Raw genomic sequence first — 778 nt, 5'->3', positions numbered from 1 at the left:
GAGACCTACAAAACCGATTGCGCCGCTGACCGCCACCATCGCACCGGTCATCAGCGAGCAGACGAGGAACACCTCGCGCCGCGTCTTCCGCACGGGGACGCCCAAGGCGACGGCGGCGAGATCGCCGGTCATCAGCGCGTTGAGTTCCCGCCGCCGCCCGGTCAGCACAATGCCGCCCGCGAGCGCGACCATCGCAGGCACGCCGATCAGATTCCAGCGCGCCAGCCCAACACCGCCCAGCGTCCAGAACAACACCGATGCAGCCGCGCGCTGATCGCCGAGATAGAGCAGCAGATTGGCTGCCGCAAGCATTACGAACGACACGGCCACGCCCGCCAGCAACAGGCGATCCGAGTCGAGCCGCCCATGCCGCTGCGCCAGCACGATCACGATGCAGGTCGCCGCGAGCGCCCCGGCGAACGCCAGCAGCGAGAGCGTAAGCGGGCCGAATATCGCGCCGAGGAAGAGAGTGGCGAACACCGCGCCGAGCGTGGCGCCCGAACTGACGCCGAGCAGATGCGGATCGGCGAGCCGGTTGGCGGTCACCGCCTGTAGCGCGACGCCGACCATAGCGAGCGATGCGCCCACGATGCCCGCCAGCAGCACGCGCGGCAAGCGGATCAGCCAGACAATCGCGTCCTGCGATGGCGACCAGTCCGGCGCGGACGACTCCAGCCCGACGTGCGACGCGACGATACGCGCCGTGACGCCCGGCGCAATCGAGGTCGGCCCCAGCCCCGTCGCTACGACGATCGATCCGACAAGGGCCACAAGCAAT

Annotated in this window: 1 protein-coding gene; it reads right to left on the bottom strand. The window is 69.2% G+C overall.

Features of this window, described 5'->3' with window-relative positions; all coding sequences use genetic code 11:
- Window positions 1-777, bottom strand: a 777-nt coding sequence (locus tag P7F28_RS09660; RefSeq protein WP_277184280.1) for an iron ABC transporter permease, incomplete at its 3' end; no start/stop codon positions are given.
- Window position 778 lies beyond the last annotated feature (1 nt).

The organism is Caballeronia sp. BR00000012568055, assembly GCF_029439455.1.
GTDB lineage: Bacteria > Pseudomonadota > Gammaproteobacteria > Burkholderiales > Burkholderiaceae > Caballeronia.
The sequence above is the reverse complement of the archived record's forward strand: the minus strand, read 5'-3'. Positions and strand labels throughout refer to the sequence as shown.